The 15615-nt window shown below is 72.5% G+C and carries 15 protein-coding genes; 8 read left to right on the forward strand and 7 right to left on the reverse strand.

The features are described 5' to 3' along the window. Positions 1 to 141 precede the first annotated feature (141 nt). Both ACIBAE_RS13635 and ACIBAE_RS13640 read right to left on the reverse strand, forming a co-directional pair. Positions 142 to 2037, reverse strand: a complete 1896-nt coding sequence (locus ACIBAE_RS13635; RefSeq protein ID WP_399284719.1) for a transketolase — start codon at positions 2035 to 2037, stop codon at positions 142 to 144. A 1-nt stretch (position 2038) separates the two neighbouring features. Then, complete coding sequence (locus tag ACIBAE_RS13640) at positions 2039 to 3397, reverse strand: NAD(P)/FAD-dependent oxidoreductase (RefSeq protein ID WP_399284721.1); 1359 nt, start codon at positions 3395 to 3397, stop codon at positions 2039 to 2041. Between the two features lie 350 nt (positions 3398 to 3747). Here ACIBAE_RS13640 and ACIBAE_RS13645 point away from each other — a divergent pair, with 350 nt between their 5' ends. Both ACIBAE_RS13645 and ACIBAE_RS13650 read left to right on the forward strand, forming a co-directional pair. Next, positions 3748 to 4893: a glutathione-independent formaldehyde dehydrogenase gene (locus ACIBAE_RS13645; RefSeq protein WP_399284722.1), complete on the forward strand. Its 1146-nt coding sequence runs from the start codon at positions 3748 to 3750 to the stop codon at positions 4891 to 4893. A gap of 57 nt (positions 4894 to 4950) precedes the next feature. Beyond that, positions 4951 to 5424, forward strand: a complete 474-nt coding sequence (locus ACIBAE_RS13650) for a DUF5709 domain-containing protein (RefSeq protein ID WP_399285032.1) — start codon at positions 4951 to 4953, stop codon at positions 5422 to 5424. Positions 5425 to 5551: 127 nt separating this feature from the next. On the opposite strand, the gene ACIBAE_RS13655 is transcribed toward ACIBAE_RS13650, so the two are convergent. From ACIBAE_RS13655 to ACIBAE_RS13665, 3 genes are all read right to left on the reverse strand, one after another. Beyond that, positions 5552 to 6043 (reverse strand): ATP-binding protein, encoded by a 492-nt coding sequence (locus ACIBAE_RS13655; protein WP_399284724.1) that lies wholly within the window; start codon positions 6041 to 6043, stop codon positions 5552 to 5554. A gap of 227 nt (positions 6044 to 6270) precedes the next feature. After that, the gene (locus tag ACIBAE_RS13660) at positions 6271 to 6606 is read right to left on the reverse strand and encodes a hypothetical protein (protein ID WP_399285034.1); all 336 of its coding nucleotides are present in this window, start codon (positions 6604 to 6606) and stop codon (positions 6271 to 6273) included. Positions 6607 to 6766: 160 nt separating this feature from the next. Next, entirely contained in the window at positions 6767 to 7060 is a 294-nt protein-coding gene (locus ACIBAE_RS13665; RefSeq protein ID WP_399284725.1) for a hypothetical protein, read from the reverse strand. Positions 7061 to 7304: 244 nt separating this feature from the next. Between ACIBAE_RS13665 and ACIBAE_RS13670 the strand changes: the two genes are divergently transcribed. Further along, positions 7305 to 7685: a VOC family protein gene (locus tag ACIBAE_RS13670; protein WP_399284727.1), complete on the forward strand. Its 381-nt coding sequence runs from the start codon at positions 7305 to 7307 to the stop codon at positions 7683 to 7685. 53 nt (positions 7686 to 7738) lie between these two features. Here ACIBAE_RS13670 and ACIBAE_RS13675 read toward each other — a convergent pair whose 3' ends face one another. Further along, the gene (locus ACIBAE_RS13675) at positions 7739 to 8272 is read right to left on the reverse strand and encodes a type 1 glutamine amidotransferase domain-containing protein (protein WP_399285036.1); all 534 of its coding nucleotides are present in this window, start codon (positions 8270 to 8272) and stop codon (positions 7739 to 7741) included. A 356-nt stretch (positions 8273 to 8628) separates the two neighbouring features. On the opposite strand from ACIBAE_RS13675, the gene ACIBAE_RS13680 reads away from it, so the two are divergent. The 5 genes from ACIBAE_RS13680 to ACIBAE_RS13700 all read left to right on the forward strand — a co-directional run bounded on the left by ACIBAE_RS13680 (position 8629) and on the right by ACIBAE_RS13700 (position 14056). Further along, a complete protein-coding gene (locus tag ACIBAE_RS13680; protein WP_399285038.1) occupies positions 8629 to 10875 on the forward strand; it encodes an APC family permease in 2247 nt (748 codons plus the stop codon). Positions 10876 to 11003: 128 nt separating this feature from the next. Beyond that, positions 11004 to 11189: a hypothetical protein gene (locus tag ACIBAE_RS13685; RefSeq protein ID WP_399284728.1), complete on the forward strand. Its 186-nt coding sequence runs from the start codon at positions 11004 to 11006 to the stop codon at positions 11187 to 11189. 92 nt (positions 11190 to 11281) lie between these two features. Then, positions 11282 to 11926, forward strand: a complete 645-nt coding sequence (locus ACIBAE_RS13690; protein ID WP_399284730.1) for a hypothetical protein — start codon at positions 11282 to 11284, stop codon at positions 11924 to 11926. 76 nt (positions 11927 to 12002) lie between these two features. Beyond that, positions 12003 to 12926 carry a DUF6895 family protein gene (locus tag ACIBAE_RS13695; protein ID WP_399284731.1) on the forward strand — a complete coding sequence of 308 codons (924 nt, stop codon included), beginning with the start codon at positions 12003 to 12005 and terminating at the stop codon, positions 12924 to 12926. Next, positions 12923 to 14056 (forward strand): serine hydrolase domain-containing protein, encoded by a 1134-nt coding sequence (locus tag ACIBAE_RS13700; RefSeq protein WP_399284732.1) that lies wholly within the window; start codon positions 12923 to 12925, stop codon positions 14054 to 14056. Before ACIBAE_RS13695 ends, ACIBAE_RS13700 begins: the two co-directional genes overlap by 4 nt. On the opposite strand, the gene ACIBAE_RS13705 is transcribed toward ACIBAE_RS13700, so the two are convergent. Next, positions 14046 to 15482 (reverse strand): LCP family protein, encoded by a 1437-nt coding sequence (locus tag ACIBAE_RS13705; RefSeq protein ID WP_399285040.1) that lies wholly within the window; start codon positions 15480 to 15482, stop codon positions 14046 to 14048. The genes ACIBAE_RS13700 and ACIBAE_RS13705 overlap by 11 nt on opposite strands. Positions 15483 to 15615: the final 133 nt, after the last annotated feature.

A 15615-nucleotide genomic window follows, 5' to 3' on the forward strand; every position in this document is an offset into this window, starting at 1 on the left:
CCGCACGGCCCGCGACCGCGGGCCTCTTTTTCCGGGTACCCGATGGCCCGCTCCGAAACGTGGCGCCGCGAAAAACGTCGGGCGCGATGCGTGGGACGAGAGCGGGTGGCGGGGCATCCCGTGCCCCGCCACGTCCCGCGCTCAGTTGATGATCTGTTCCACCAGCAGACGCAGCCCCGCCGCGATCGAGTCCGCGTCGATGCCCGCCGCCCGCAGCTGCTCCTGCGGGGTCGCGGAGCCCGGCATGTTCCCCACCGCCAGGCGTACGAGCCGCTTCGGCGCGGGACGGCCGTCGGAGAAGACCTCGGCGACCGCGTCCCCGATACCGCCCTGCGGGTGGTGGTCCTCCACGGTGACCAGGCAGCCGGTGTCGACCGCCGCGGCCTGGAGGGTGCGTTCGTCGACCGGCTTGACGGAGTAAAGGTCGATGACCCGGACGGGGATGCCCTCCCGGCCCAGCAGGTCCGCCGCCTTGAGACACTCATGGACCGTCGTGCCGGCCGCGATCAGCGTCACCTGGTCCGCGTCCGAGTGCCGCAGCACCTTGCTGCCGCCGACCGGGAAGCGCTCGTCGGGGCCGTAGATGACCGGGGTCTTCCCCCGCAGCGTGCGCAGGTAGCGCACGCCGGACAGCCCGTGCATGGTCGCCACGAGCTGCGCCGTCTGGTTGGCGTCGCAGGGGTGGAGCACCGTACTGCCGTGGAGGGAACGGAACATGGCGAGGTCTTCCAGGCCCATCTGGGACGGGCCGTCCTGGCCGATCGCGACGCCCGCGTGCGAGCCCACGACATTGAGCGAGGCACGGCTGACGGCCGCCATGCGCAGGAAGTCGTGCGCGCGGGTCAGGAAGGCCGCGAAGGTCGAGGCGTACGGGACGTGGCCCATCGCCTGCATGCCGACGGCGGCCGCCACCAGCTGCTGTTCCGCGATGTAGCACTCGAAGAACCGCTCCGGGTGCTCCTTCGCGAAGAATTCGGCGCGGGTGGAGTCGCTGACCTCGCCGTCCAGGGCGACGACATCGCCGCGCGCCGTGCCGAGGGCGGCGAGCGCCTTGCCGTACGCGTCCCGGGTGGCGACCTCCTCGCCCAGGTCGTAGCGCGGCAGTTCGACGGCGGCGCCCCGCCCGGCGCGGTCGCCGGCACGGGAGGTCCCGTGGGAGGTCCCGTCTCCGTCCGGCTTCGCCACCCGCACGCGGATGTCGCGCCGCCCGCCGAGTTCCTCGATGGCTTCCCGCTCGTCGGGCAGCGGCTTGCCGTGCATGCCCTCGCGGTCCTCGACGGCGGCGACGCCCCGGCCCTTGCGGGTGCCCGCGATGATCGCGGTGGGCCTGCGCGTCGTGGACCGCGCCTCGCCGAAGGCGGCGTCGACGGCGTCCATGTCGTGGCCGTCGATCTCGATGGTGTGCCAGCCGAAGGCCCGCAGCCTGCGCCCGTACGCCTCCAGGTCCCGCTGGTGACGGGTGGGGCCGCGCTGGCCGAGCCGGTTGACGTCGATGACGAGGGTCAGCGAGTCGAGGTGCTGGTCACCGGCGTGCTCGATCGCCTCCCACACCGAGCCCTCGGCCATCTCGCTGTCGCCGGAGAGCACCCAGACGCGGTACGGGGAGCTGCCGAGGCGCTGGCCGGCGAGCGCCATGCCGACGCCGACGGGCAGGCCCTGGCCGAGCGAGCCGGTGGCGGTGTCGACCCAGGGGAGCCGGGGTGTCGGATGGCCTTCGAGGCGGCTGCCGAGAGTGCGGTAGGTGCGGAACTCCTCCTCGTCGATCGCGCCCGCCGCCAGATACATCGAGTACAGCAGCGGCGAGGCGTGCCCCTTGGAGAAGATCAGCCGGTCGTTGCCCGGATGCCCGGGCCGGTCGAAGTCGTAGCGCAGATGGTTGGCGAGCAGGGCCGCCATGAGGTCGGCGGCGGACATGGAGGAGGTCGGGTGGCCCGACCCGGCCGTGTCGGCGACGCGTACGGCGTCGACCCTCAACTGCTGTGCCAGTTCGGTCAGTTCGGCGCTGCTCAGAGCGGTACCGGCGGTCTTGGTGGTCATGTCACTCCTTGTCAGGTGCGTCAGGTGCGTCAGGTGCGCCGGGTGCGTCAGGTGCGCCGGGGACCCTCGCCAGTTCGGGGGACGACGATTCGAGCGGTACCGTCCACGAGCGGACGAGGCCGAGTTGTACGGCCTGCCTCGGCAGAATCGCGTCGAGCATCCAGTCGGCCGCGACGCGCACCCGGTTTCCGGGCATGGCCGCCAGGTGGTAGCCGCGCGTGACGGCCCCCGCGAGCGGTCCGGACAGCGGCACCCCGAGGGGATTCGCCGCGGCCTTGACACCGCCGAGGTCCACGACGAATCCCAGGTCGTTGTGCTTGTAGGTCTGCCGCTCCCCGTACCCCAGGGAGGCGGCCACATTGCGGCCCGCGACCTTGCCCTGCCGTCCGGCGTGCTGGGCGGTCATCGGGGTGTACTCCCCCGGCCGGGTCAGATCCGGTACGGCGGCGGCGTCGCCGCAGGCGAACACCTCCGGGTGGCCCGGCACATTGAGCTGCGGGTCGACGATCAGCCGGCCGCGCTCGACGGGCAGCCCCAGGGTGGAGACCAGCGGGTCGGGCCGTACGCCCACGCACCACACGAGGGTGCGTGTCTCGATGTACTCGTCGTCGTCGAGCGTGATCCCGTCCGGTTCCGCCTTCTTGACGGACATGCGGGTGCGTACGTCCACGCCCCGGGCGCGCAGCACGCGGTCCGCGGTCTCGGAGAGCCTGCGGTCCAGTTCGGGCAGGACGCGCGGGGCGAGGTCGAGGAGCAGCCAGCGCGGCTTGCTCGCGTGCTTCCACACGCGCTGCTTGCGGACCAGGGCGTCGGTGAAGAGCTTGCCCTGAGCGGCGACCTCGGTGCCGGTGTAGCCGGCGCCGACCACGACGAAGGTGCAGCGCGACGCGCACTCCCGGGGGTCCTCGGTGGTGGCGGCGAGTTCGATCTGGCGGGTCACGTGGTCCCGCAGGTAGAGCGCCTCCGGCAGCCCCCGGAAGCCGTGCGCGTACTCGGCGACCCCGGGGACCGGCAGCAGTTTGTTGACGCTGCCGACGGCGAGGACCAGCCTGTCGTACGCCAACTCACCCCGCTCGCCCTCGGGTCCGGTGTAGGCGATGCGCCGCGACTCCAGGTCGATGTGATCCGCCTCGCCCAGGACGAGACGTACCCGGGGCAGGGTGCCGAGGAGGGAGACCGTCACCCGGCGGGGCTCCAGGATGCCCACCGCGACCTGGGGCAGCAACGGGAGGTAGAGGAAGTAGTCGGTCGGGTTCAGCAGGACGATTTCGGCCTTGTCGCGTACGCGCTGGGAGAGCGTACGGGCGGCCTGGTAGCCGGCGAATCCGGCTCCCACGATGACGATGCGTTCTCGGCTCACGTTCGACTCCGGACGGTGACATATCGGGTCGTACGGATGGACTGACCACGTGCCCCCCGCGTGCGGGGACAAACACCAGGGGTGCCCGGCGGCGGGCTCCGCCCTGTCGGGTGGGGCCGTTCGCCTGCCCGTTGACCTGCCGGTCGACCTGTCGGCTGACACGGCGGTTGACACGGCGGTGATTGATGGGAGTCTGGACAAAGGGGATAAAGGAAATAAAGGGGATCAGAGGGGTGAGCCGCCCTCGGGCAGACACGTCGAGCAGCACTGACCCGACCGACCACACGCGCGTTCCTGGCGACCTGGACGGCTGTGCTGCCGGAGCGCGCCGAGAGGCAGGGGAACACGCCATGAAGGCTCTTGTGTACGAAGGCACCCGCGACGTCGTCGTCAAGGATGTCCCCGACGCCCGGATCGAGCGTCCCACCGATGTCCTGGTGAAGATCACCACCACGAACATCTGCGGGTCGGACCTGCATATGTACGAAGGCCGGACCGAGATGGAGACCGGGCGGACACTCGGCCACGAGAACATGGGCGAAGTGATCGCCATCGGGGAGGGCATCGACCGGGTGCGCGTCGGCGACCTGGTCTGTCTCCCGTTCAACATCTCCTGCGGGTTCTGCCGCAACTGCGAGGCGGGAAAGACCGCCTACTGCCTCACCACCAACCCGGACCCGACGATGGCGGGCGCCGCGTACGGCTTCGCCGGGATGGGACCGCACAGCGGAGGCCAGGCGGAGCTGCTGCGGGTTCCGTACGGCGACCACAACTGTCTGGTGCTGCCGGAGGAGGCCAGGGAGAGGCAGAGCGACTACGTGATGCTCTCCGACGTCTTCCCCACCGGCTGGCATGCCACGGAACTCGCGGGCCTGCGGGCGGGCGAATCGGTGGTCATCTACGGAGCGGGGCCGGTGGGCCTCATGGCCGCGCTCTCGGCGACGCTGAAGGGCGCGGGCCAGGTCATGGTCGTCGACCGCCATCCGGACCGGCTGGCCCTGGCCGAGCGGATCGGCGCCATCCCCGTCGACGACACGAAGGGGTCGGCGGTCGACCGGATCAACGAGATCACCAACGGCGCCGGCGCGGACCGTGGTTGTGAATGCGTGGGCTATCAGGCCCATGACGCCCAGGGCCAGGAACATCCCAACGCCACCCTCAACAACCTCGTCCACTCGGTCAAGTTCACCGGCGGCATCGGGGTCGTGGGGGTCTTCGTGCCGCAGGACCCGAACAGCCCGGACAGCCTCTACCAGGACGGCGAGGTCGCCTTCGACTACGGCCTGCACTGGTTCAAGGGCCAGACCATGGGCACCGGCCAGTGCAACGTCAAGGCGTACAACCGCCAGCTGTGCGGACTCATCCAGCAGGGCAGGGCCCGACCGTCCTGGATCGTCTCCCACGAACTCCCGCTTGCCGAGGCCGCCGAGGGGTACCGGCACTTCGACGCCCGCGACGACGGCTGGACGAAGGTACTCCTTCACCCGGCCGCCTGAGCCGTCGCGGGAGAGGAACGAAGCGAGGAGTACGACGTGAGCGGCGACAGCAGCGAGATGGGCGACGAGGTCTACCAGCCGGATCACTCCGAGGTCACCGAGGACGAAGGCATCCTCGACCCGGAGGACACGCTCATCGACCGGGGCTCGGACCCCTTCGACGAGGGCTGGTCCCCTCCGGAGCGCCCGCTGGGCGTCGAGCACACGGGGACGACGGCCGCCGAGCAGCGGGCGGGCGAATCGCTCGACCAGCGACTCGCGGAGGAGATCCCCGACCAGACCGTCCCCGACGGGGACGGCATCGGCGACCTGCCGTTCGGCGAGGGCGAGACGCTGGACGGTGAGGTCGGGGAGTACCGCTCCGGACGGCTGGTCGCCCCCGACGAGGGAGCCCACGAGGACGCCGAGAAGGACATGATCGCGAGCGACGTCGGCATCGACGGCGCCGCCGCGTCGGCCGAGGAGGCCGCCGTCCATCTCGTCCCGGACCCGATATACCCCGAGAACCCCGAGAATCCCGAGACCCCCTAGGAAACCGCGAACCCCGACCACGCGTAGGCGGCGGTGCGGGTCCCCCGGGACCCCCGCGAGCGCCGTCGTCGTGAGCGCCGCGCGCCCGGAGCGGACGTGAGTCCGCCCGGTGCGCGGCGCTTCGGCGTCACACAAGGGACAGGACAGGGGCGGGCACCGGCCCCGGCACGGACGCCGGCTGCCGCTGCGCGGCGTCGAGCCCGGCGAGGGGGGCCCACGGCACCCGGGGGATGTTCTGCGGCGTCCGCACACTGCGGGTGAACCAGATGACTTTGCCGTCGGCGGTGGCGCAGGTCCCCCAGCTGTCGCTCAGAGCGGCGACGCGGGCGAGTCCGCCGCCGCCGGCCGTGACCAGGCGTGGCATGGGCGGGCCGTTGTCCGCCACGGAGGCGGTGAGATGACGGCCCCGCCAACGGAGTTCGAGCACGCACCTGTTGTCGTCGCCGGCGTGGCGCAGCACGTTGGTCAGCAGTTCGTCGAGGCCCGCGCAGACGGGCCCGACGTGCGGGTCGAGTTTCCAGAACCGGAGGTGCGCGGCGACGATGCGCCGTATCTGCGCGACGCGCTCCGGGGAGGCGTGCAGTTCGACCAGGTAGTGACGGTCGAGCGGAACGGTCATGTTCGAGGCTCCTCAGCGAGAGGCCCGCATGCTTCACCACGTCGAGACCAACGACCCCCGAATACGAAGCGTGAGCGGGTGACACTTCTGGGTCACTCATAGCGTGCGCCCGCCCGGCCGGGCCCGCAACACGGGTGCGGGAACGGCGACCGCGTACGCCGAGGGAGCCGGCGTACGCGGTTCTGTGTACCGGGTGCCGCGCGCAGCGCGCGGCACGAGTTCAACGGTCAGTGGCTCTCCAGCCGCAGCTGGACCTCCTCCTCCTGGTCACCGGAGGCCGTGCCGACGACCCGGACCGCGAACGCGGAGGTGAGGGCCTTGCGCAGGCTGTCCACCGCCTGGTAGCCGCCGTGCAGGGTGACCGTGACGGGCTGCGTCAGGTTGGCCGGTCCGGGCTTCGTGTGAGCGTCCGACACGTCGAACGTCGCCGTCCACACGGTCGGACGGTTCCCCGCCACGTCCTGCGGGATGTCGTCGGCCGCGCGATCGGAGGCGAAGGCCGTACCGAGCGCACCGAACACCGCGCGCGCGTCCTCCTTCACCCGGCCGCTGAGTGCCACCATGACCTGTGCCTCGGGATGCTCCGCTGTGTTCACGTGGATCTTTCCTTTCTGTACCGCCGTACCGCTGTACCGCCGTTCCGCCCCACCGCCGCGAGGTGCCCGGCGATGACGTGATCGCTTCCAGGCTCTCTCCGGCGGACCGAGTGTGCGACCGGAGCCGTCAGCCGGTCGCTTCGTCCGGTACGGGCTGTTCCGGGTGCACGCCGCCCCGCCGCGGGCTGCCCCGGCGGCCCGCTCCGGACTCGTCCGGGTCGGGAATCCGCTGGTCGGATCCGCCGTCCTCCGTGCCGACGGTCTCTTCCGTGGTGTCGGTGTCTTCCGTGGCGTCCGTGGCGTCCCGCCCGGCGGGCCGGATGTCCAGGGGATCGTCTCCCGGCTGGACCTGTTGGTCGGGCATGTCCCTGGGTATGACGGGGCCGTGTTCCCCGGGACCTTCCATCCGTCGATCGCTCACCGTTCTCCTTCCGTCGCGGGGGGGGGGGGGCCCCCCCCCCCCCCCGCCCCCCCCCCCCCCCCCCCGGGGGGGGGGGGGGGGGGGGGGGGCGGGGGGGGGGGGGGGGGGGGCCCCCCGGGCCCCCCCCCCCGGGCCCCCCCCCCCCCCCCGGGCGCGGGGGGGGGGGGGGGCCCCCCCCCCCCCGCGACGGCAACCGGACCTGACGCACGGTGTGCGGGTGAGCACGCGGGGCAGACGCAGGGGCATGACTGTCGCGAAGACCAGTGTTCTCGTCCTCGACTGCGCCGAACCCGTGGAGCTCGCGGAGTTCTACTCGACGTTCCTCGACGCGGAGATCCGGATCGGCGGGGATCCGGACTTCGTGGAGATCGTCGGCGACGGCGGAGTCCATCTCGCGATCCGCAGGGATCACGGATACGCGCCGGCGAGCTGGCCGCGCCCGGAGAGCTCCCAGCAGGCGCACCTGCGGATCCTGGTGTCGCGGGGCGACATCGACGAGGCGGAGCGCGAGGCGATCAGTCTGGGGGCCAGGCCCCTGGACACCAAGGACAACGGCGGTCCGCGTGACGTACGCGTCTACGCGGACCCCGCCGGGCACTCCTTCACGCTGACCGTTCTTCCCTGACCCTGCGGGCGGGATCCGGCCCCGGCCCCGTTCCCGGCCGCCGCGTCCCGGCCTCAGCCGCCGAAAGCCTGGAGAAACGCCGCGCAGAAGGCGTCGAGGTCGTCGGGCTTCCGGCTGGTGATCAGGGTGCTCGGCGCGGACGTGCAGACCTTGACCTGTTCGTCGACCCAGGTGGCGCCCGCGTTGCGCAGGTCCGTGCGCAGGCTCGGCCAGGAGGTCAGGGTCCTGCCGCGCACCACGTCGGCCTCGATGAGCGTCCACGGGGCGTGACAGATCGCCGCCACCGGCTTTCCCGCGTCGAAGAAGGCCCGTACGAACGCCACGGCGTCCGCGTCCGTCCGCAGTGCGTCCGGGTTGGCGACACCCCCGGGCAGTACCAGGGCGTCGTACTCCGCGGCGGTCGTCCCGGAGACCGTCCGGTCGACGGGGAAGGTGTCCCCCTTGTCGAGGTGGTTGAACGCCCGCACCGTCCCCGGTTCCGTGGAGACCAGCGTCCGCTCGCCTCCGGCGTCGCCCACGGCCTGCCACGGCCGCGTCAGTTCGACCTGCTCGATGCCCTCGGTCGCTACGAGAAACGCCACTCGCATGTGCCGCACGTCCTTTCCTTCTCGCTTGCGCAACGCTGCGCGTCTGCCCGCCGGCGTGCCTCTCACACCGTGGCGGCGCCGGGGCCGACGTGCGCGATTCTCGTCGACAGGGGCCGGACGGGCGCGCCGGGCGCGCCGGCCGGCGGAGGAGGCGCGGTCCGGGGCGTGAACGGCCGGGCGGGGCGCACTCGTACACCCGAACGGGTGGTCGGTGTGGCCGCCCGTGTGTCGTCCGGGGCAGGAGGGACCGGCGGCCCGGTCCGCCGAAGAGACTCGCGGGTGTGACGGATACCCAGGGAGCAGGCGGGCGGGGCGGCGGCCGGACCACGAGCGACAGCGGCGGCGGCCCGGTCATCATGCCGAAGCTGGACGCGGAGCAGTCGGCGCTGCTGCGCCAGGTGGGGCACGAGTGGGGGCGGGTCTCCGCCGCCCCCGAGGCATGGCGCCGCGCGCTGCCGGTGGATCCCGAGGTCGGCAGCTATCCCGAACCGGCGCAGATCGTACCGGCCCGCTTCGGCCGTTTCGTGCGGGTCCCGGCGCTCCGTGAGCCGCCGTCACAGGCGGCCGGTACCGGAGAGGGCGGGCCCGGAGGGGGCGGACCGGAGGAGCCTGGCACCGAGGAGGCGGGCACCGAGGGCGCGGCCGTGACCGGCGGATTCGGCCTGCGTCTGCGGCGCGCGGTGCTCGGGGCGCCGCTGAAGAGCACCGCGATCGCGCGGGAACGGATGCGCAAGATCGTGGCGCTGCCGGTCCTCTCGGCGGACGCGCTGTCGTCGGTGGCGTACGGCCCCGAGGCGCTGCTCGCGGTCCTGGTGCTCGCCGGTACGGCGGGGCTGCGTTACTCGGTGCCGGTGTCCCTGGCGATCGTCTTCCTGATGCTGGCCGTCGGGGCGTCGTACCGTCAGACCATCCGCGCGTATCCGCACGGCGGTGGCTCGTACATCGTCGCGACGGACAATCTGGGGCGGGTACCGGGGCTGGTGGCCGCCGCCGGGCTGATGACGGATTACATCCTGACGGTCGCCGTCTCGGTCTCGTCGGGAATGGCGGCGGTCACCTCGGCGATCCCGCGACTCGCCGACGACGTCGTGCTGATCGGGGTACTGGTCATCGCCGTTCTGCTGGCGGGGAATCTGCGCGGCGTCCGGCAGGCGGGGGCGCTGTTCGCGGCGCCCACGTACGCCTTCATCATCGCCATCCTGTCGCTGGTCGGCGTCGCGCTCTACCACGCGTCCGGGCGTGACTTCCATACCGTCGCGACGCCGCCGCTGCACGCGACCGAGGGTGTCGGTGTCCTGCTGGTGGCCAAGGCGTTCGCCTCCGGTGCGACGGCGATGACCGGTATCGAGGCGATCTCCAACGCGGTCCCCGCCTTCCAGCCGGTCGCCTGGCGCAACGCGCGCACGACACTGACCTGGATGATCGGGCTGCTCGTGGTGCTCTTCGCCGGCACGGTCGCCATCGTTCATTTCGAGGGGCTCGTCCCGGAGTCCCAGGAGACGATCCTGTCCCAACTGGCCCACCGCAGTTACGGTTCCGGAGGCATGTACGTCTTCACGCAGGTGGCGACGGCGCTGGTGCTGCTGCTCGCCGCGAACACCGCGTACAACGACTTCCCCCGGGTGCTGTTCCTGCTGGCGCGCGACGATCACGCGCCCCGCATCTTCCTGCGGCTGGGCGACCGGCTGGCCTTCAGCAACGGGATCATCGTGCTCTCGGTGGCGGCGGCGGTGGTCTACGTGGCGTTCGACGGCAGGACCGCGTCGCTGATTCCGCTGTACGCGGTCGGGGTCTTCCTCGCTTTCACCCTGTCGCAGAGCGGCATGGTGGTGCACTGGTGGCGCGGGCGCGACCGGCACTGGCGCAAGAGTCTGTGTTTCAACGCCACCGGCGCCCTGCTCTCGGCGGTCGTCTTCATCACGGCCGGTGTCACCAAGTTCACGGCCGGGGCGTGGCTGGCCATTCTCACCGTCGCCCTGTTCCTGCTGGTGACGACGCGGATCCGGAGCCACTACGACAAGGTGCGCGAGGCGCTGAGGCTGCACCCGCAGATGATCGAGATCCCCAGCCGTACGATCGCTCCCCTCCCCGGCACCGAGGAGCCACCGCCGCCACCGCCTCCGCCGGGGCCCTGGGTGCCTTCGGTGTCGACGGGGGCGCCGGGGAAGGAGCGGGACGCGGAGACCGAGGACACCCCGGAGGAGATCCGTCATCTCTCCGTCGTACCGCTCGAAGGGCTGCACCAGGCCAGCATGCGCGCGCTGGCCTACGCCGCTTCCCTCCAGCAGCCCGTCCTCGCCGTGCATGTGAGCCCCAGTGACGAGGACGCCGAGCGCTTCCACGACGCCTGGCTCCTGTGGGGCGATCATCTTCCGCTGCGCGTCGTCATCTCCCCGTACCGGGCGATCGTCGCGCCGCTGGTGAGCTATATCGAGTCGCTGCACCACCAGCGTCCGGACCTGACGGTCACCGTCATCCTGCCGGAGATCGTCGTACGGCACTGGTGGCACCGGATTCTGCACAGCTATCTGGCGGGGCGGCTGCGGAGGGCGCTGCGGCCGCTTCCGAAGATCGTCGTGACGACCGTTCCCTTCCATGTATAGGCGGGAGCCCGGATCGACCCGGGGTTTGAATGGTGAACTATCGTCCCAATTGGTTGATTTGCCCGATTCACCCTACAGTTGAGTGTGGCATTGCCCAGACAGGGCGACACCGTCTATACGAGGAGCCGATGATGCTTTCCCGGACCATCAGCCCGGCAGAAATCACCCTCGACGAGCACGCGTTGGGTACGGCGATGACCGAACCCGAAGCGCCGATGAGCGACGCCCCGGTGTACGCACCGGAGGGCGCCGGCGTCCTGCTGCTGCTCCTTCTCCTTTCACCGAAGGAGCCCGCGGAGCCGAAGACCCGGTGAGTCCCGACCGGTCGCGGACGGCCTATCACGCATCAGCGGCCGGCCTGGCACGACGTGCCCTCGGTGCCCTTCACGGCACCGGGGGCACGGCCATGGTCGCCGACCACGTCGAGAACGCGCGGGACCCCGGCGCGGCGCTCGCCGCCATCCGCATCCTGGGCGCCGACACCTTCGCCCCCGCCCTGCTGACCGGGGCCGCCTTCCCTCCGCAGGACGCGGAGGCGGTGGCCCTGGCCTTCACATCCGCGCCGCCCTCGCGGGAGATGCCCGAGCCGCCGCCCACCGGGGCCGAGGGGCCCTGGGTGATGGCCTGGCGCGACTGGGCCACCGTCACCCTGCTGACCCTGCTCACCGAGGGGGCGAATGGCGAGCTGACGGCGCCTCGGCTGCCGGAGCCGCCCCCGGGCGCCGGGCACCGCGACGGCGGGACCGGCTGGGCCGCGTGGTCGGTCATGATGGGTCAGCTGTCCACCCTGGCGCTGCCCGGACTGGACGGCCCGGTGCACGACGCCGCGCGCGCCGCGCCGCTGGGACTGGCCCGTGGGGCGAGCCGCGCCGTACTGCGCGGCGACTACCCCACGGCCGCGCGCATCACGCGCTGGCTGGCCTGGCTGCACGCGGACGGGGTGCGGCTGCGGCTCGACCCGGCGCCGCTGGTGGAGCACCTCGGCCTGATGGCCGAGGGCGACCGGCTCGCGCTGGACACCGCGATCGCCCGTCATCTGATCACCGCGTGACCCCGCCCGCGCTCCCCCGAACCCGCTGCCCCTCGCGGTCACCCCGCTGATCGCCGCCCGATCGGACCGAGACCTGATGGCCATGTCCGTCACACCAGCCGCCCACCGGATCGCCGGCCGCGCTCTGGCCTGGCTGTACGACCACCGTGAGCGCGGCGCGCTGCCCGCCGGGACCACCGTCGAACTCGCCGACCCCGACAGCGTCTACAAGCCGCTGGGCGAAACCGCGCTCGCCGCGTCCCTCGTGCTGCGCGAGGCGGTCGCCGGCAGCACCGAACTGCGGCTCGCCCGCGAGCTGCTGGACTTCTCCTGGAAGCAGCTCGGCGGGGGCGCGATGCTCCACGAGCGGCTGCTGCGCTATCCGATGATGAGTGACCCGCTGGAGACGTACGGCCACTTCACCCGCTGCGGCTACCGTCACGAGGCGCTCGACCGGCTGCTCACGCACACCACCTCGCTGCGCTCGGTCCGTGCCACGGAGATGCTGCCGAACCGGCGCCTCGCCGTCGCCAACGCGGCCCGGCTCGGCGGGTTCGACGGGGGCGCCCGCGCCGTCGACCGGGACGCGCTGATCCGCGCCTGCTGGCTGGGCGCGGTCCCGGAGCCGTGGCTCGTCGACTGGATGACCGGGTACAACATGACGCACACGGTCTTCCACGCCACGGACTGGGGCCGCATCCCCTCGGCGCTGCCCGCCGACATCTCCGCGTATCTCGCCGACTGGCTGCCGGTGTGGACCGACATCTGGGCGGAGATCGGACAGTGGGACCTGATGGGCGAGCTGATGATCGTCGGCTGTTCCCTCCCCGATCCCCTCTGCGACCCGGCGGACTGGGAGCGGCTGGCCGCCCTGCAGCACGACGACGGCCTGATGCCCCGGGACGCGGAGCCCGTCAGCACCGATCCCGCCGAACGGTTCGCCGCGCACCACCACACCACCGTGGTCGCGGCGGTCGCCGGCACGCTCGCCGTCTCCCGTACGCTCGGCGCCCACACGTGACCGAGCGGACGGCGTACGCGGCGAACACCCGTGGCCGGCCGCCGTGCCCGGACTGGGCCCACGGGCCGGCCGCCGCCGTCGCGGCCTCGGCGCACGGCGCGAGCGGCGTGGCCGTCGCCCTGCGCCAGGGCGACCGGCGGGCCGTCGTGACCCACGGCGGCACCGCGCACGCCGGCTCCGTCCCGGTCACGGACTCCACCCGGTTCGAGGTCGGCTCGCTCACCAAGTGCTTCACCGCGCTGCTGCTCGCCGAGCAGGCCGCCCGGGGCGAGGTCAGCCACCACGACCCGCTCAGCCGCTTCCTGCCGCCCCGGGGTCTGCCCCGGCCGCACGGCGGGCCCATCACCCTGCTGCATCTGGCCACCCACACCTCCGGGCTGCCCCGGCTGCCCCCCGGTCTGCTCCGGGGCGCGGCGCCCCGTCTGTTCAGCAATCCGTACGCCGCCTTCTCGACCGACGACCTGTTGAGCGCCCTCGCCAGGACGCGCCCGCACTCCCGCCCCGGCGACCGGCTGCGGTACTCCAACTTCGGTGCCGGTCTCCTCGGCCACCTCCTCACCCGGGCCGCCGCGCCCGGCGGCCCGGCGTACGGAGAGCCGCCTCAGGACCCGGACGGGCGGCTCTACGGGGAGCTTCTCGCGGCCCGGGTGCTGGACCCCCTCGGTCTGGACGACACCACCTGCGCGCCCGGGCCCTCGGGAGCGACGGGTTACCGGCACGGCCGGGCCCTGCCGCCCTGGCGGATCCCCGGTCTCGCGGGGGCGGGGGCGGTCCGTTCCAGCGCGCGCGATCTGCTGGCCCTGCTCGACGCCCTGCTGGACGCGCCGGGCGGTTCCGGCGTGCCGCCGGCCGCCCTGCGTACGGCCCTGGTGGACGTGGCCCGCCCCCGGCTCGCCCTGCCCGGCGGTGACCGGCGGCTGGCACTCATCTGGAACATCCGGGTCCGGCGGGACGGCGATGTCTACCACCACTCGGGAGGCACGCTCGGCTTCACCGCCTTCGCCGGATTCAGTCCCCGGCACCGCACCGCGCTGGTCGCCGTGGCGAACACCGGTCCGCCCGCCGGGCGGGCGTTCATCCAGAGCGCCTACACCGCGCTGCTGTCACTGGCACGGCCGGTCAGCCGGTGAGTGCGGGCAGATCGGGGCCGACCGTGAGCGTCACGCTCGGTCCCGTGCCCTCCTCGGCGGAGGAGACCGGACCGCCGGCGGAGACCGGGTCCGCCGCGGAGACCGGGGCGGGACCGGGGAGCGGGTCCAGACCGGGAAGTCTCGCCGCCAGCGACCGGGCCTCGGCCGCCAGTCCCTCGGGATAGCGGAGACTGCTCCGTCCGGCCGGGGCGGGGGAATTCCCGGTGCCGGCGATCCGGAAGCCCAGTGCCGTCAACTGGTCCGCCACCTCACGGGCCTTGCCGGGGACCGCGGTCCCGTTGAGGACGGTCACCCGCACGGCGTTCGCCGGCAGCGGCAGCCGGCCGGCCACCCGGGCGAGCCGGTCCTTGGTCATCTCCCGGTCATGGGTGAGGGCCGTGAAGAGCAGTCGCGCGGCGGGCGGGTTCCAGACGACATTGGCCTTGTCCGTGGGGACGTCGCGCTCCCGGGGGTAGTTGGGAACGGTCAGGAACGCGATCCGCTCGGTGGGCAGGCCCTTGACGTCGGAGGCCAGGTCGTAGAGGCGCGCGAGGCCGGCCAGCTCGGGGTCGGTGGTCAGCGAACGGGTGGCCGAGTTGAGGAATCCGTACAGCGCCCTGGGGTTGTACAGCTGGGTCTTGGCCTTGGCCGCGAGGGCCGCCATGAACTCCTGCTGGCGGCCGATGCGGCCGATGTCCGTGCCGTCCCCGAGGCTGTAGCGGGCGCGTACGTACCCGAGGGCCTGGTCGTCCTTGACGGTCCGGCAGCCGGCCGGGAGGTCCAGATGGGCCTTGGCGTCGTGGATGGGACGCCGGGGGCAGACCTCCACTCCGCCGAGGGCGTTGACCATCCCGGTGAACCCCCGGAAGTCCACGATCATGAAGTGGTCGATCCGGACGCGGGTGTTCCGCTCGACGGTCTTGATGGCGCAGGCGGCGGCCTTGGCGGTGTCGCCCGAGGAGCCGCCGATCGCGAACGCCTCGTTGATCTTGAAGTGGTGCGGGACCGAGGTGGCGCCATCGCCCTGGACGCAGGCGGGGATCGGCACCCAGGAGTCGCGGGGGAAGGACACCACGGTGGCCCACTTGCCGCTGCCGCCGATGTGCAGCAGCATCAGCGTGTCCGACTGCATGGTCGTCAGGCCCCTGCCGTAGGTGCCTCCCAGCCCGCTGCGGCTGTCGGAGCCGATGACCAGGATGTTCTCACCGCCCTGGGTGGCCCGGGGCCGGTTGTCGCCGAGCGCGCCGGCCACTCCGGCGCCGCGGATGTTGCCGCTGAGCCGGCTGTAGAGCCAGCCGCCCGCCGCGCCCGTGGCGAGCACCAGGACGGCGGCCGCGAGGGCGAACCACCGCCCGGTCCGGCGGCGCGGGGGTTTCCCGCGCCCACGTCCGTGCGACGGACGGGACGGTCGGCCCGCCGGGCCCATGTCTGCTGCTTTCACTCGAACCTCCGCGAGGTAAACAGCGGACCGGGCCCCTGGGGCACGGCCGCCCGGACGATCACCACGTTCGCCGGGGCGCTGTACGTCGGACGGCTCTGTCCGGTGGCTCGGCGGCGGG

The sequence above is a fragment of the Streptomyces sp. NPDC051569 genome, from assembly GCF_044454085.1.
In the GTDB taxonomy this organism is placed as follows: Bacteria; Actinomycetota; Actinomycetes; order Streptomycetales; family Streptomycetaceae; genus Streptomyces.

Bases quoted from the DNA above. Each gene is read 5' to 3' on its own strand.
- ACIBAE_RS13690 (WP_399284730.1), top strand. From the start codon at position 11,282: ATGGTCGCCGACCACGTCGAGAACGCGCGGGACCCCGGCGCGGCGCTC.
- ACIBAE_RS13660 (WP_399285034.1), bottom strand. From the start codon at position 6,606: ATGGTGGCACTCAGCGGCCGGGTGAAGGAGGACGCGCGCGCGGTGTTC.
- ACIBAE_RS13670 (WP_399284727.1), top strand. From the start codon at position 7,305: ATGACTGTCGCGAAGACCAGTGTTCTCGTCCTCGACTGCGCCGAACCC.
- ACIBAE_RS13685 (WP_399284728.1), top strand. From the start codon at position 11,004: ATGATGCTTTCCCGGACCATCAGCCCGGCAGAAATCACCCTCGACGAG.
- ACIBAE_RS13655 (WP_399284724.1), bottom strand. From the start codon at position 6,043: ATGACCGTTCCGCTCGACCGTCACTACCTGGTCGAACTGCACGCCTCC.
- ACIBAE_RS13675 (WP_399285036.1), bottom strand. From the start codon at position 8,272: ATGCGAGTGGCGTTTCTCGTAGCGACCGAGGGCATCGAGCAGGTCGAA.
- ACIBAE_RS13650 (WP_399285032.1), top strand. From the start codon at position 4,951: ATGGGCGACGAGGTCTACCAGCCGGATCACTCCGAGGTCACCGAGGAC.
- ACIBAE_RS13645 (WP_399284722.1), top strand. From the start codon at position 3,748: ATGAAGGCTCTTGTGTACGAAGGCACCCGCGACGTCGTCGTCAAGGAT.
- ACIBAE_RS13680 (WP_399285038.1), top strand. From the start codon at position 8,629: ATGCCGAAGCTGGACGCGGAGCAGTCGGCGCTGCTGCGCCAGGTGGGG.
- ACIBAE_RS13695 (WP_399284731.1), top strand. From the start codon at position 12,003: ATGGCCATGTCCGTCACACCAGCCGCCCACCGGATCGCCGGCCGCGCT.
- ACIBAE_RS13705 (WP_399285040.1), bottom strand. From the start codon at position 15,482: ATGGGCCCGGCGGGCCGACCGTCCCGTCCGTCGCACGGACGTGGGCGC.
- ACIBAE_RS13635 (WP_399284719.1), bottom strand. From the start codon at position 2,037: ATGACCACCAAGACCGCCGGTACCGCTCTGAGCAGCGCCGAACTGACC.